The organism is Duganella sp. Dugasp56 (assembly GCF_047304105.1).
Classification (GTDB): domain Bacteria; phylum Pseudomonadota; class Gammaproteobacteria; order Burkholderiales; family Burkholderiaceae_D; genus Rugamonas; species Rugamonas hordei.
Window position 1 is genome coordinate 44,066 of record NZ_JBGLYQ010000045.1, and the last position, 13,372, is coordinate 57,437.

Below are 13,372 nucleotides of genomic sequence, written 5' to 3' on the forward strand. Positions count from 1 at the left end.
CGTCATCAACTTCCTGAGTCGCACTTTGAAAAAAACCACCATCGCAGCAGCCATCGCCAGCGTCCTGCTGGCGCAGTCCAACGCTCGGGCCATCGAGCAGGCGCCGTCGCCGCAGCCGCACCCGCAAGCGGCAGCCAGGCCCGTGCCGCCGTCGCTGATCAAGTCCGCCACCATCGAGACCCTGGCCGCCGCCGCGAAGGAGATGCACGCGGCGACTGGCGGCCAGCAGGATGCCGGGAAAAAGCTGGACCTGTACACCAGGTTTGAATTTTCGCCCGAGCTGCGTCCCAAGCTGAAGGCCATCTTCGGCTCCGAACGTCCTTTCCCGATGCAGCGCACCGCCGGCGCCAAAGGCCAGGTCAATTACGCGGCGAAGCTGATGCCGCATACTTATCTGGAGGACGGCGGTACCGTCTTTACGTGGGCAGAGCTGAGTGCGAAGGTCTCCACCAACAAGGCGGGCAGCATGATGAACTCCAGCTCGACCTGGCCGTCGCTGTCGATCGCGGGCATGCAAAGCGGCGTGACGCTGCAGAACATGCGCTTTGACTTCAAGCAGTCGCGCGCAACCGACGGTGTGTGGTACGGCACGGCGGTGGCGACGATCGGCACCATGTCGGTGCGTGCCACAGCGCCGGGTACGCATGAGGCCAAGGACGTGTTCCGCATCGACGATATGCAGGCCAGGTCGGAAGTGCTCCGGCGCGGCAAGAAGGCGGAAGTGGTGTATGGCTGGTCGAGCAAGGCCATCACGGCCGGCGGCGAGAAGATCGACCGCGCCAATATCGGCGTACGGCTGGTGAACCTGCCGGCGCAGGCGATGGCTGACCTGGATAGTGAACTGCGCAATGAGCAGGTCAGCGGCCTGGCGCCGGCCGCCCAACGTCAAGTGATGATGCGCACGCTGACGCACTTCGGCAAGGACCTGGTCATCAGCGGCGCCGCAGTGGTGATCGACGACATCAGCGCCGGCTATCGTGGCAACACGGCTTCGATCAAGGGCCGCATCGATTTCGACAAGATGGTGGATGCCGACTTCAGCGCGCCGCTGGAATTCGGCAAGAAGATCATTGCGCGGCTGGACGTGCGCTTGCCGGTGGCCTTGGTGAACGACGTGTCGCACCTGGTGGCCGCCAAGCAGGTGAACGCCTCGGCGCCGGATGCCGCCCAGCAGATCGATGCAGCTGCCAGGAACATGGCCGCTGTGGTGATCGGCAAACTGGTCAACGAAGGCTTTGCTGTGATGGACAAGGGCGAACTGCGTTCTGCCATCGAGGTCAAAAACGGCAAGATCACCTTTAACGGCAAGATCGTTCCGCTGCCGGGCATGCCGAACGGCGAACTGGTACAGGTCTTCGGCCGTGCGCCGGCACCGCAGCCAGCGCCAGTGCCTGCCCAGTAAATCCTAGTTACGCAGCATGTCCTTGGCGATCCAGTCCAGCACTGGCGGCCGATGCGGCTGCCAACCCAGTTGCGTGCGCGCGCGTTGGCCGCGCACGCGGCTGTTGGAGCCGAGGCCGTAGGAGGCCATCTCGTAGCCCCATTCTTCCTTGGCCTGTTCCAGCGGCCAGTCCTGCGGCTCGCCCAGGTTCAGCGCGCGGGCGATGGCGGCGGTCATGTCGCGGAACGACGCTTCGCCGCTCTCGACGAAATAGAAAACACCCGCTTCGGTTTTCTCCAAGGCCAGCAGGTACAGGTCGACCACGTCGTCGATGTGGACGTTGGACCAGATATTCAAACCCCGCCCGACATGCCGCACGACGCCGCTCTTGCGCGCCTGCTTGAGCAGGCGAGGCAGCTGCACGCTGTCGCGCGGCAGCGCGCCGTGGCCGTAGATCAGCGTGTTGCACAGCACCGCCGAACGCACGCCCTTGCCGGCGGCGGCCAGCACCAGGTCGTCGATGGCGACGCGGGCTGCCTTGTCCGGCGTTGGAGCGGGCAACCGGTCTTCGAAATAGATCTTGTCGGTGCCTTCGCCGCCGGAGGCGTCGCCGACGATGCTGGAACCGCTGGTGTGCAGGAAGACTTTGCCGGAACCTGCCAGCGCCTCGATAATCGCCTCGACGGCGGCGCGGTTGTCGCTGCTGGCGGCGTTGATGACGGCGTCGGCCGCCTGCGCCTGGGCGATCAGCAGGTCGCGGTCGTTCAGCGTGCCGACCACGCCGGTCACGCCTATCTTTGCCAGTTCATCCAATTGTTCCGGCTTGCGCACCAGGCCAGTGACCTGATGGCCGGCGCCGGCCAGCCGTGCCGCGATCGAGCCGCCGATAAATCCCGCGGCTCCGGTGACGAATATTTTCATGACATGCTCACTTATTCAAATCGATAAGCGAACAGTATGGGGTGGGGCGCCGCGCACACCAAGATGGCGCGGCGCAAAGTACTTTTGAGTCCCCGGCAAGGATGCAGGGAATCTCGGTCAGGCCTTGCGCTGCTTGCGCTTGGCGACCACACCCAACAACGCCAGGCCGCCCAGCAGCATGGCGTAGGCATCCGCTTCCGGCACCGCCGCCGGGGCCACCCTGAACGACAAATTGTCGGCATAGCCATCGTTGTAGGAGCCGGAGACCCGCGTCATGTCCAGCGCGATGACGACGCTTGTTGTGTTGACCGGGATGAAGTCCTGAGCATCCAGCAGCAGCAGGCCTGTGTGGTAGCCGCGGTCGCTGGTGGAACCACCGCTTGGGCTGCCGAAGCCCACGTATGTGGTGCCCGAATAGAAGTAGGCGGTCAGCGTGGCATGGTCGTTCTGTGATTCATAGCCGCCCACCCAACCCGACAGATCGTAGCGCGATGCACCGGTGTTGATCTCCGCGCTCAGGGCCGACAGGTCGATGGTCTGTGTTGCGCGGGATGAGCTGTTGTTTTCGCCGCCGGCAAAGAAGTTCAGGCCGCGATTGGCCGGCCCCGGATCGACGGCCGATGGGAAACCGCCGCTGGCGCCGTATTTCACCACGGTGAAGTTCGATTCGGTCGACCAGCCCGGAACTGTCACCAGGCCGCCATTGCTGGAGCCGGTACCTGCTTCCGCATCGCCGTTGACGATCAGGTTTGCACCGAAATCGCCGGCCTGCGCGGCAGGAGCCAGCGTCAGGGTCAGGGATGCAGCCAACGCCGCTGCGAAATAAGAGAATTTCATGCGTATCCTTGAGTGAGTATTATATGAATATTTATACATGTCTATTTTATAATGCAAATAAGTTAAAAGTAAATGCATGCAAACGATGAATTGCACTGCAATGGTGCAAAACGTTCGCTTTGGTGCGAAAAAAAGTCCTTACGGCGCTGCCGCGCCGGAATTCAGCTGGCATGACGATTGCATTAAGTGAGTCATGCCCGATACCACCGCATCCAGAGAACTCGCCGCCGGCCACAGCGCCTGGCAGGCCAGCCTCACCCTCGGATTCGCGGACGACGCAGGCACCACGCGGCTGTTCGACAATCTTCACCACGGCCCGCTGCGCGTGCAGAAGGCGCTGTATCCGGAGGACGCCAAGGTCTGCCACGCGATCGTCGTCCATCCGCCGGGCGGCGTGGTCGGCGGCGACCAGCTGACGATCGATATCGGCGTCGGTCCGCAGGCGCATGCCTTCATCACCACACCCGGCGCCGCCAAGTGGTACAAGGCCAACGGCAAGGTGTCGCGGCAGACGGTGAGTCTCAACGTTGGCGCCGGCGCCGCACTCGAATGGCTGCCGCAAGAGACGATCTTTTTTGATACCGCTAACGTGGCGCTGGAGCAGGACATCGCGCTGGCCGCAGGCGCCACCTACATCGGCTGCGAGATCCTTTGCATGGGCCGGCGCGGTTCGGGCGAAACCTTCAGCACCGGCACCGTCACCCAGCGCAGCAGCATCCGCCGCGACGGCAAATTGATCTGGTGGGAGCAGGGCGCGATGCGCGGCGGACGTCTGGAGAGCCCGCTGGCGCTGAACGGCAAGACCGTCTGCGCCACGCTGATCGCCGCCGGCAAGCCGGTGCCGGCCGCCGTGCTGGCCGAGATCCGCGCCGACATTCAAGCCGACGGCGAACACGTTTTCGGCGTCACGCAAACCAAGGGCGTGCTGGTCGCGCGCCACCTGGGCGACGACAGCGAAACCGCGCGCCGCCTGATGCTCACTGTCTGGCGCCGTTTGCGCCCGCACCTGCTCGATCGCGAGGCCGTCACGCCACGCATCTGGCAAACCTGAAACCCTTAGAGAACATATGGACCTGACACCAAGAGAAAAAGACAAGCTGCTGATTTTCACCGCCGGCATCGTGGCGGAGCGCCGTCTCGCGCGCGGCTTGAAGCTGAACTACCCGGAAGCGGTGGCGCTGATCACCTGCGCCATCATGGAAGGCGCGCGCGACGGCAAGACCGTGGCCCAGCTGATGTCCGACGGCACCCGCATCCTGACCCGCAACGACGTCATGGAAGGCATCCCGGAGATGATCCCGGACATCCAGGTCGAAGCCACTTTCCCGGACGGCAGCAAGCTGGTGACCGTGCACAACCCGATTCCATAGATTCCATAGCGCGTATGAAGATATTCCAACCGAACCTGGAGCAGTTTGACGCGGCCCGCGCCGATCTGGTGGCGCTGCTGCTGGACGCGGTGGCGCATGGCTCGTCGCTCGGTTTCCTGGCATCGCTGACGCCGACAGAAGCCAGTTCCTACTGGTGCGAGGTGCGCGCCGCGATGCAGACCGACGCGCGCCTGCTGTGGTTTGCGGAACGCGAAGGCCGCGTCGTCGGCACGGTGCAGATGGAGTTGTGCCAGAAGCGCAACGGCGTCAATCGCGCCGAGGTGCAGAAGCTGCTGGTGCACAGCGGCGCGCAGCGCCAGGGCATAGCGCGCCGGCTGATGCAGGAAGTGGAAGAGGTGGCGCGCTCGCTGCAGCGCGGCCTGCTGTACCTGGACACCGAAGCCGGCTCGCCGGCGGAACCGTTTTACCTGGCTTGCGGCTTTACCTACGCCGCCGGCCTCCCCGAGTACGCCTGCAGCCCATCCGGCGAATGGCGTTCAAATGCAATCTACTACAAGACATTGTTTTTAAGGAGCTCACTATGATACCCGGTGAATATCTGCTCGAAGAGGGCGAGATCGGCCTGAATGAGGGCCGCGCCACTGCGACCGTCGTGGTGACCAACCAGGGCGACCGGCCGGTGCAGGTCGGCTCGCATTTTCATTTTTTCGAAGTCAACACTGAGCTCAAGTTCGAGCGCTGGAAAGCCTACGGCATGCGCTTGAATATCGCGGCCGGCACCGCCGTCCGCTTCGAGCCGGGCCAGCAGCGCACCGTCGAACTGGTGAAGCTGGGCGGCGAGCAGAAGGTGTATGGTTTCAACGGCAAAGTAATGGGCAAGCTGGACCCCAATCCACCAAAAAGCTAATAACAAAGGCTGATATGGCTACAATCTCGCGCCGCGCCTACTCGGAAATGTTCGGTCCCACGAAAGGGGACCGCATCCGCCTGGCTGACACCGAACTGTTTATCGAAATCGAAAAAGACTACGCCACCTATGGCGAGGAAGTGAAATTTGGCGGCGGCAAAGTGATCCGCGACGGCATGGGCCAGTCGCAGCGCGTGGCCGCCGACGTGATGGACACGGTGATCACCAACGCGGTGATCGTCGACCACTGGGGCATCGTCAAGGCCGACATCGGCCTGAAGAACGGCCTGATCGCCGGCATCGGCAAGGCCGGCAATCCGGACATCCAGCCGGATGTGACGATGGCCATTGGCGGCGCCACCGAGATCATCGCCGGCGAAGGCATGATCGTCACCGCCGGCGGCGTCGACACGCACATCCACTTCATCTGCCCGCAGCAGATCGAGGAAGCGCTGATGAGCGGCGTGACCACCATGATAGGCGGCGGCACCGGTCCTTCGGCCGGCACCTCGGCCACCACCTGCACGCCGGGCCCGTGGCACCTGCACTCGATGCTGGGCGCGGCCGACGCGTTCCCGATGAACCTGGGCTTCCTCGGCAAGGGCAACGTCTCGCTGCCGGAGCCGCTGGAGGAGCAGGTGCGCGCCGGCGCCATCGGCCTCAAGCTGCACGAGGACTGGGGCAGCACGCCGGCCGCCATCGACAACTGCCTGTCCGTGGCGGACCGGATGGACGTGCAGGTCGCCATCCACAGCGACACGCTCAATGAGGGCGGCTACCTGGCCGACACGCTGGCCGCGTTCAAGGACCGCACCATCCACACCTTCCACACCGAGGGCGCGGGCGGCGGCCATGCGCCGGACATCATCGCGGCTGTGGGCGAGGGCAACGTGCTGCCGTCGTCGACCAATCCCACGCGGCCGTTCACCGTCAACACGCTGGACGAGCACCTGGACATGCTGATGGTCTGCCACCACCTCGATGCGGCCATCGCCGAGGACGTGGCCTTCGCCGAATCGCGCATCCGCCGCGAGACCATCGCGGCCGAGGACATCCTGCACGACATCGGCGCGATCTCGATGATGTCGTCCGATTCGCAGGCCATGGGCCGCGTCGGCGAAGTGGTGATGCGCACCTGGCAGACGGCGCACAAGATGAAGGTGCAGCGCGGTCCGCTGGCCGAGGATTCCTCGCGCAACGATAACTTCCGCGTCAAGCGCTACATCGCCAAGTACACGATCAATCCGGCCATCACGCACGGCATCTCGCACGTGGTGGGTTCGCTCGAAGTGGGCAAGATCGCCGACCTGGTGCTGTGGAAGCCGGCCTTCTTCGGCGTCAAGCCGTCGACGATTTTAAAGGGCGGTATGATCGCCGCCGCGCAGATGGGCGACCCGAACGCCTCGATCCCGACGCCGCAGCCGGTGCATTACCGGATGATGTTCGGCGCCTTCGGCGGCGGCTTGAAGAAGTCGTTCACCTTTGTGTCGCAGGCGGCGTTCGATGCCGGCATCGGCGAACAGCTCAAGCTGAACAAGACGCTGATCGTGGCGAAGAATATGCGCGCGTTGCGCAAGTCCGACATGATCCACAACGGCCTGACGCCGAAGATGAGTGTCGATCCCGAAACCTATGAAGTGCGCGCCGACGGCGAGCTGCTGGTGTGCGAGGCGGCGGCGGTGCTGCCGATGGCGCAACGCTACTTCCTGTTCTAGAAAATCATGCTGACACTGCACACTAAAATCCCGAGCGCGGACGTGATTGCGGCCCAACTGGTGCTGCCCTACGAACTGCGCGAAAAATGCCGCCTGCGGGCGACGCTCGATACCGGCGAGGATGTCGCCGTGTTCACCGTGCGTGGCACCGTGCTGCGCGACGGCGACCTGCTGACCGGCGAGGACAAGCGCGTGGTCAAGGTTGTGGCGGCGCCGGAGCCGACCTACAAGATCACCTGCGCCGACGCGCACACCTTGCTGCGTTGCGCCTTCCATCTCGGTAACCGCCACACGCAGGCGCAGGTCGGCGACGGCTTCCTGCGCATCCGCGCTGACGCGGTGCTGAAGGAAATGCTGGCCGGGCTGGGCGCGACGGTGGTGGAGGAGAAGGCCGCCTTCGAGCCGGAGTCCGGCGCGTACGGCGGCGGACACTCGCATCATCACGACGGCAATCCGCTGGCGCCGATCCCGCTGCGCCAGAAGATCCACCGCCCGGGGGACGCAAAGTAATGCAGGCTTCCGCGCTCCTGAACCTGTTGCAGTTCGCCAGTCCGGCCTTGCCGATCGGCGCGTACAGCTATTCGCAGGGGCTGGAGGCGGCCTTGGAAAACGGCACCGTGCACAACGCCGACACCGCGCGCGCCTGGATCCTGCGCCATCTGCACGAGGTGGTGGCGCAGTGGGAAGCGCCGGTGTGCTGGCGTTTGATGCAGGCTTACTCGCGGCGCGACTGGCGCGGCGCGGCCGAGTGGAGCGAACGTTTCATCGCCTCGCGCGACAGCGCCGAATTCCGCGCCGAGACCATCCAGATGGGCTACTCGCTGACCAAACTGGTGGCCGAACTGGGCTTCGTCGACGCCGAGATGCTGGCGCATCTGCAGGGCGAAGCGGAAGTGGCCCTGCCGACCGCCTTTGCCTGCGCCGTCGCCGCGCTGGACATCCCGCACGACGCCGCCTTGCTGGCGATGCTGTTCGCGTGGGCCGAGAACCAGGTGCTGGTCTGCGTCAAATCCGTCCCGCTGGGACAGGTGGCGGGCCAGCGCATTTTGCTGTCGCTGCGGGCAGACATCGAAGCCGCCGCCCGCCACGCGCAAACCGTCGCCGACGACGACATGTGCAACTGGGCGCCCGGCCTGTCGCTGCTGTCGATGCAGCACGAAGTGCAGTACAGCCGTTTATACCGATCCTGAAGAGAGAACAACTATGACAACCTCCAATCCACTGCGCGTCGGCATCGGCGGCCCGGTCGGCTCCGGCAAGACCGCCTTGTGCGAGATGCTGTGCAAGGGCATGCGCGACCATTTCGACATGGCCGTCATCACCAACGACATCTACACCAAGGAGGACATGGAGATCCTGCTGCGCGCCGACGCGCTGCCGGCCGAGCGCCTGATGGGCGTGGAGACCGGCGGCTGTCCGCACACGGCGATCCGCGAAGACGCGTCGATCAACCTGGAAGCCATCGCCCGCATGCAGGCCGACTTCCCCAACCTGGACCTGATCCTGGTCGAATCCGGCGGCGACAACCTGGCCGCCACCTTCAGCCCGGAGCTGTCCGACCTGACGATCTACGTGATCGACGTCGCCGGCGGCGAGAAGATACCGCGCAAGGGCGGTCCCGGCATCACCCGTTCCGATCTGCTGATCATCAACAAGACCGACCTGGCGCCGCACGTCGGCGCCGATCTCGACGTGATGGCGCGCGACGCCAGACAGCAGCGCGGTTCGCGTCCGTTCGTGTTCACCAATCTGCGCAGCGGCGACGGCGTGACCGCCGTCATCGACTTCATCCGCGAACAAGGCCTGCTCGGTCAGGTTCCACACTTTGCACAGGAGATGCTATGAAGAACAAACACCTCGCGGCGACCGCCGTTCTGATGCTGGCCAGCGCCGCCGCGGCGGCCCACCCGCAAGCGGGCGGCGCCCACACGCACGGCTTCCTTGACGGCTTCGCGCATCCGTTCACCGGTCTCGATCACCTGCTGGCGATGCTGGCGGTGGGCGGGTGGAGCATCCGCCAGTCCAACGCCTCCTGGCTGCCGCCCACCTTCCTCGGCATGATGCTGCTCGGCGTCGCGACCGGCGCGGCGGGCCTGGCGATACCGGGCCTGGAAACCGGCGTCGCGCTGACGGTGGTGTTGATGGGATTGTTGATCGCGGTCGCCGCGCGGCTGCCGGCTGCGGTTGGGGCGGCGATGGTCGGCGCGTTCGCGCTCTTGCATGGCAACGCGCACGGCCACGAACTGCCGCAGGCGGCCAGCGCCGTCGGCATGCTGCTGGCCAGCGCGGCCTTGGTCTACGGCGGGAGATTGCTGGGCCGGGTCAGCCCGGCGCTGGCGCTGAAGGTCGGCGGAGCGATGATCGCGGCCACCGGCATGATGCTGGTGGCGGCCGCCTGACTATTTTTTTGCCGGCTCGTCGCGCGTTTCCGCGCGGCGTTCCTGCAGCATGATGGGCGCTTCGTTTTTCGGATACAGGCCGTGGTGGCCGGCATAGATGGCGCGGATCGCGGCCATGTCGGCCTCCTGGTCGCCTGTCAGGTGCAGATGGTCGATCAGGCCCAGCGTCTTGTTCGGGTAATCGAGATAGACCAGTGCCAGCGGTACCTTGGCTTCCAGCGCCAGGTGGTAGAAGCCGCTCTTCCAGCCGGGGCGGTAGCCGCGCGTGGCTTCCGGCGTGATCGCCAGCCAGTACCAGTCGGCCGCGTTCATGCGCTCGGCCTGCGAACGGATCATGCCGTTCGGCGCGCTGCGATCGACCGGCTCGCCGCCCAGCGAGCGGAACCAGCCGCCCAGCGGCGTCTTGAACAGCGAGTCCTTGGCCAGCCAGCGGAACGGCAGGTTCAGGCTCCACTTGCCGAACAGGCCGACCATGAAATCCCAGTTGGAGGTATGCGGATAAATCACGGCGATGCCGCGCGGGCCGGGCAGGGGACGGTACAACATGCGCCAGCCGAACAGGCCCAGCACGCGCAAGGCGGCGCGCTGGCCCCAATGCGGCAGATCCGCCGGTTTCAGTTGAAAATCGCTCATGTTCGCACCCCGTCTTTGTTTTAACTTATTTTCACTATTGACAGGCTGGCATATCCCTCGTCAAAAAAACCGCGCAGGCATTCTATATTGACGACGTAGTCGCGGCAAGCGACTTCTGGTTGATTATATTTGCAAGATTGAACTTTATTTATCTTTTCGCGGTCCAAGGGACATGACGAAAAAAACCATACTCTGCGTAGCAATCGGAATCCGCGCCATGCCAGAAGCTCTGGGCGCTGCAACAGAAGGATGGGAAGTAGTGAGGGCGACCACGTTGGCCGAGGCGCGGCGGCAGCTGAAGGCGCGGCCGCTGCCGGTAGGTCTGTTGCTGGTCGAAGCGCACGACCAGGCTGTGTGCGACACGGTGAGCGGATTCCTGCACGACCACTGGAATATGCACTGGGTGGCGGTACTGCACGCGCCGGCCCTGGAATCGTCTGGCTGGCGCCAGCTGGTGCACGACCATTGCGCCGATTTCCACACCTGGCCGCTGGACGTGGTGCGGCTGCGCCACACGCTTGGACATGCGCATGGGCTGGCTGAGTTGCGCCAGCCGCCGTCGCGCGGCAGCGGCATCGGCATCATCAATGGCAGCGGCAATCACGAAAACAGCATGACCGGGCAAAGCGCCGCCATCACCCGCCTGCGGCGGCAGATCGTCAAGGTGGCGGCGGCCAGTGCGCCGGTGCTGATCTGGGGCGAGAGCGGCAGCGGCAAGGAGCTGGTGGCGCAGGCGGTGCACGCGCATTCGCGGCGCCGCACGGGCCCGTTCGTGCCCATCAATTGCGGCGCGATTCCGGCCTCGCTGATCCAGTCCGAATTGTTCGGCTACGAGCGGGGCGCCTTTACCGGCGCGGCGCGCGAGAAGCGCGGCCTGATCGAGACGGCCGAAGGCGGCTCCATCTTCCTCGACGAGATCGCCGACCTGCCGATGGAGCTGCAGGCCAACCTGCTGCGCTTCCTGCAGGAGAAGACCATCTACCGGCTGGGCTCGACCCACAGCATCGCGGTCGACGTGCGGGTCATCGCCGCCTCGCACGTCAACCTGTCGCAGGCGGTGGCGCGCGGCGCCTTCCGCGAGGATCTCTACTATCGTCTCAACGTGCTGGCGCTCGACGTGCCGCCGCTGCGCGAGCGCAAGGACGACCTGCTGCCGCTGGCCGAACACTTCTTCCATACCTTCTCCAGCGAGCGGGCGCCGCGCGTCAAAGGCTTCAGCGTCCGCGCCGCCCAGGCGATCCGCGACTACGACTGGCCCGGCAATGTGCGCGAGCTGATCAACCGCGTGCGGCGCGCGATGGTGATGGCGGAGGGCCGCCTGATCCTGCCGCAGGATCTTGGCCTCAGCGCGGAGCGCGCGGCGGTCTCGGCGGCGCAGCTGGACGATGCCCGCATCCGCGCCGAGCGCGACGCCATCGACGCCAGCCTGCAGCGGGCCGGACGCAACATCACGCTGGCCGCGCGCGACCTCGGCGTCTCGCGCATGACGCTGTACCGGCTGCTGGCCAAGCACGGCATTCCGGCGCCGTCGCGTGCCTGTTACACCAACGGCCCCCCGGCGAAATAGCGCGGCCGCTGTGACAGCGCTCCGGATGCTGTCACACCCGCGTGACGAACAGCGCCTGCAAATCCAGGGCGCGCCTGCCGACAACGTGCCCCTGTTGCGAATTATCTTTAGTTTTCAATGGCTTGCCGCGACCACGCGCGGGTGGCATCAAGCTTGCAAAAGGGGGTAGGCCGGGAGATCGGTCCCCTGGCATAACTATTCTTGATCAACCCGTACAACTTGTTAGGTAGGGAGCAGCTATGAAAAAAACTTTGATCAGCGCGGCCATTGCGCTGGCGTTTGGTATGAACGCAGCCTATGCGCAAACCACGACGCCACCGACAACGAACCAATCCGGCGCCGGAGCACACGCCAACGATGCATCGTCCGCGGTCCAGGACAGCAGCAACAAGAACAACAATAACAACAGCACCGGCGGCGCCGCTGCCAGCGATATCGGCGCAGCCGCGGCCAATAACGGCGGCACGGCCACCGCGACCCTGACCAACGCCTACAACACCTCGTCCGCCAACGCCAACAGCACGTTGACAGGCACGGTGACCGGCAATACCGTGCATGACATCGGCAACAACGCCACCAACAGTGCCGGCAGCACGGGCGGCGCCGGCTATGGCGGCATCGGCGGCGCAGCGACGGGCGGCAGCGCCACCTCGACCGGTGGCTACGGCGGCGATGCCGTCGGCGGCAGCGGTGCCGCAGGCGGTTTCGGCGGCGGCGCCTCCAGCGGTAGCGCCACTAGCGGCACGGCCACAGTCGGCGGCGCTACGGGCGGCTTTGGCGGTGCGGGTGGCGCAGCCACCGGCGCCACCACGGGTGCGGGCGGCGGCGGCGGCGCGGGCGGCTTTGGCGGCGCCGGCGGCGGTGGCCAGGCAGCCACCGCCGGTAACGGCGGCTTCGGCGGTGCGACCGGCGCCGCGACCGGCGGCGCGGGCGGCGGCAACGGCGGTTCGACCGGCGGTGCCGGCGGCCTGACCGGCGCGGCCACCGGCAGCAATGGCGGCAATGGCGGCAATACCGGTAACGGCGGCGGCGCGGCCGGCGGCGGTGGAGGTGCGGGCGGCTTGGGCGGCGCAGGTGCGGCCGGCGGCGGCGCCGGCAGCGGATCGAGCACGGCCAGCACCAGCGCGTCCGGTGGCGGTGCCGGCAGCGGTGCGGCGACGGCATCGACCAGCAGCACCGTCCCGAGCACTACCGGCGAGACACCGGCCACCCTGCCTAGTCATACGGCGACGGCTGCTTCTGGTTCCGGTACCGGCGGCGCCGGCACCTCGGGCAATGGCACAGCCGGCACGGGGACCTCCACCGGCGGCGCGGGCGGCGCGGGTGCTGCAGGCGGCGCGGGCGGTGCAGGCGCGTCGGGCACCGGCGGCAGCAATACGGCAGGTAACGGCGCGGCCGGCGGCTCCGCCACCAGCGGCGCAGGCGGTGCGGGTGCCGGCGTCACGCAAACGGGCGGCGCGGGCGCAACAGCCACCACCGGCGCAGGCGGTGCCGGCGGCGCGGGTGGTGCTGCCACCAGCACCGGTGCGGCGGGCGGTGCCGGTGCGGCCGGCGGTAACGGCGCCAGCAGTGGTGCCGCCAGCAATACCGCAGGCAATGGCGCGGCAGGCGGCGCGGGCGGTGCAGGCGCGTCGGGCACCGGCGGCAGCAATACGGCAGGTAACGGCGCGGCCGGCGGCTC

At 66.0% G+C, this 13,372-nt stretch carries 15 protein-coding genes; 12 read left to right on the plus strand and 3 right to left on the minus strand.

Features of this window, described 5'->3' with window-relative positions:
* The first annotated feature begins 25 nt into the window (after positions 1-25).
* Entirely contained in the window at positions 26-1,402 is a 1,377-nt protein-coding gene (locus ACCD07_RS25985) for a DUF945 family protein (protein WP_413449003.1), read from the plus strand.
* A gap of 3 nt (positions 1,403-1,405) precedes the next feature.
* Here the strand turns inward: ACCD07_RS25985 and ACCD07_RS25990 are convergent, their stop codons facing one another.
* The gene (locus ACCD07_RS25990) at positions 1,406-2,302 is read right to left on the minus strand and encodes an NAD-dependent epimerase/dehydratase family protein (protein WP_413449004.1); all 897 of its coding nucleotides are present in this window, start codon (positions 2,300-2,302) and stop codon (positions 1,406-1,408) included.
* A 117-nt stretch (positions 2,303-2,419) separates the two neighbouring features.
* On the minus strand, positions 2,420-3,139 hold the full coding sequence (locus ACCD07_RS25995) for a PEP-CTERM sorting domain-containing protein (protein WP_413449005.1): 720 nt from the start codon (positions 3,137-3,139) through the stop codon (positions 2,420-2,422).
* A 193-nt stretch (positions 3,140-3,332) separates the two neighbouring features.
* On the opposite strand from ACCD07_RS25995, the gene ACCD07_RS26000 reads away from it, so the two are divergent.
* The 9 genes from ACCD07_RS26000 to ACCD07_RS26040 are packed head-to-tail and all read left to right on the plus strand — an operon-like array spanning position 3,333 to position 9,491.
* Positions 3,333-4,190, plus strand: coding sequence for an urease accessory protein UreD (locus tag ACCD07_RS26000; RefSeq protein WP_176650132.1), 858 nt, complete (start codon positions 3,333-3,335; stop codon positions 4,188-4,190).
* 16 nt (positions 4,191-4,206) lie between these two features.
* Complete coding sequence (locus ACCD07_RS26005; RefSeq protein ID WP_176650133.1) at positions 4,207-4,509, plus strand: urease subunit gamma; 303 nt, start codon at positions 4,207-4,209, stop codon at positions 4,507-4,509.
* 14 nt (positions 4,510-4,523) lie between these two features.
* Positions 4,524-5,054 carry a GNAT family N-acetyltransferase gene (locus ACCD07_RS26010; RefSeq protein WP_176650134.1) on the plus strand — a complete coding sequence of 177 codons (531 nt, stop codon included), beginning with the start codon at positions 4,524-4,526 and terminating at the stop codon, positions 5,052-5,054.
* Positions 5,051-5,377 carry an urease subunit beta gene (locus ACCD07_RS26015; RefSeq protein ID WP_176650135.1) on the plus strand — a complete coding sequence of 109 codons (327 nt, stop codon included), beginning with the start codon at positions 5,051-5,053 and terminating at the stop codon, positions 5,375-5,377. Before ACCD07_RS26010 ends, ACCD07_RS26015 begins: the two co-directional genes overlap by 4 nt.
* 14 nt (positions 5,378-5,391) lie before the next feature.
* Positions 5,392-7,092, plus strand: a complete 1,701-nt coding sequence (gene ureC / locus ACCD07_RS26020; protein WP_176650136.1) for an urease subunit alpha — start codon at positions 5,392-5,394, stop codon at positions 7,090-7,092.
* A 6-nt stretch (positions 7,093-7,098) separates the two neighbouring features.
* Complete coding sequence (ureE, locus tag ACCD07_RS26025; protein ID WP_176650137.1) at positions 7,099-7,602, plus strand: urease accessory protein UreE; 504 nt, start codon at positions 7,099-7,101, stop codon at positions 7,600-7,602.
* Positions 7,602-8,282 (plus strand): urease accessory protein UreF, encoded by a 681-nt coding sequence (locus tag ACCD07_RS26030; RefSeq protein WP_176650138.1) that lies wholly within the window; start codon positions 7,602-7,604, stop codon positions 8,280-8,282. The genes ureE and ACCD07_RS26030 overlap by 1 nt, the downstream gene beginning before the upstream one ends.
* Before the next feature lie 13 nt (positions 8,283-8,295).
* A complete protein-coding gene (ureG, locus tag ACCD07_RS26035; RefSeq protein ID WP_353404981.1) occupies positions 8,296-8,937 on the plus strand; it encodes an urease accessory protein UreG in 642 nt (213 codons plus the stop codon).
* Positions 8,934-9,491 (plus strand): HupE/UreJ family protein, encoded by a 558-nt coding sequence (locus tag ACCD07_RS26040; RefSeq protein ID WP_413449006.1) that lies wholly within the window; start codon positions 8,934-8,936, stop codon positions 9,489-9,491. Before ureG ends, ACCD07_RS26040 begins: the two co-directional genes overlap by 4 nt.
* Here ACCD07_RS26040 and ACCD07_RS26045 read toward each other — a convergent pair whose 3' ends face one another.
* Complete coding sequence (locus tag ACCD07_RS26045) at positions 9,492-10,124, minus strand: 1-acyl-sn-glycerol-3-phosphate acyltransferase (protein WP_176650141.1); 633 nt, start codon at positions 10,122-10,124, stop codon at positions 9,492-9,494.
* 217 nt (positions 10,125-10,341) lie between these two features.
* On the opposite strand from ACCD07_RS26045, the gene ACCD07_RS26050 reads away from it, so the two are divergent.
* Positions 10,342-11,691: a sigma 54-interacting transcriptional regulator gene (locus tag ACCD07_RS26050; protein ID WP_413449007.1), complete on the plus strand. Its 1,350-nt coding sequence runs from the start codon at positions 10,342-10,344 to the stop codon at positions 11,689-11,691.
* A 239-nt stretch (positions 11,692-11,930) separates the two neighbouring features.
* Positions 11,931-13,372, plus strand: a 1,442-nt coding sequence (locus ACCD07_RS26055) for a hypothetical protein (protein ID WP_413449008.1), incomplete at its 3' end; no start/stop codon positions are given.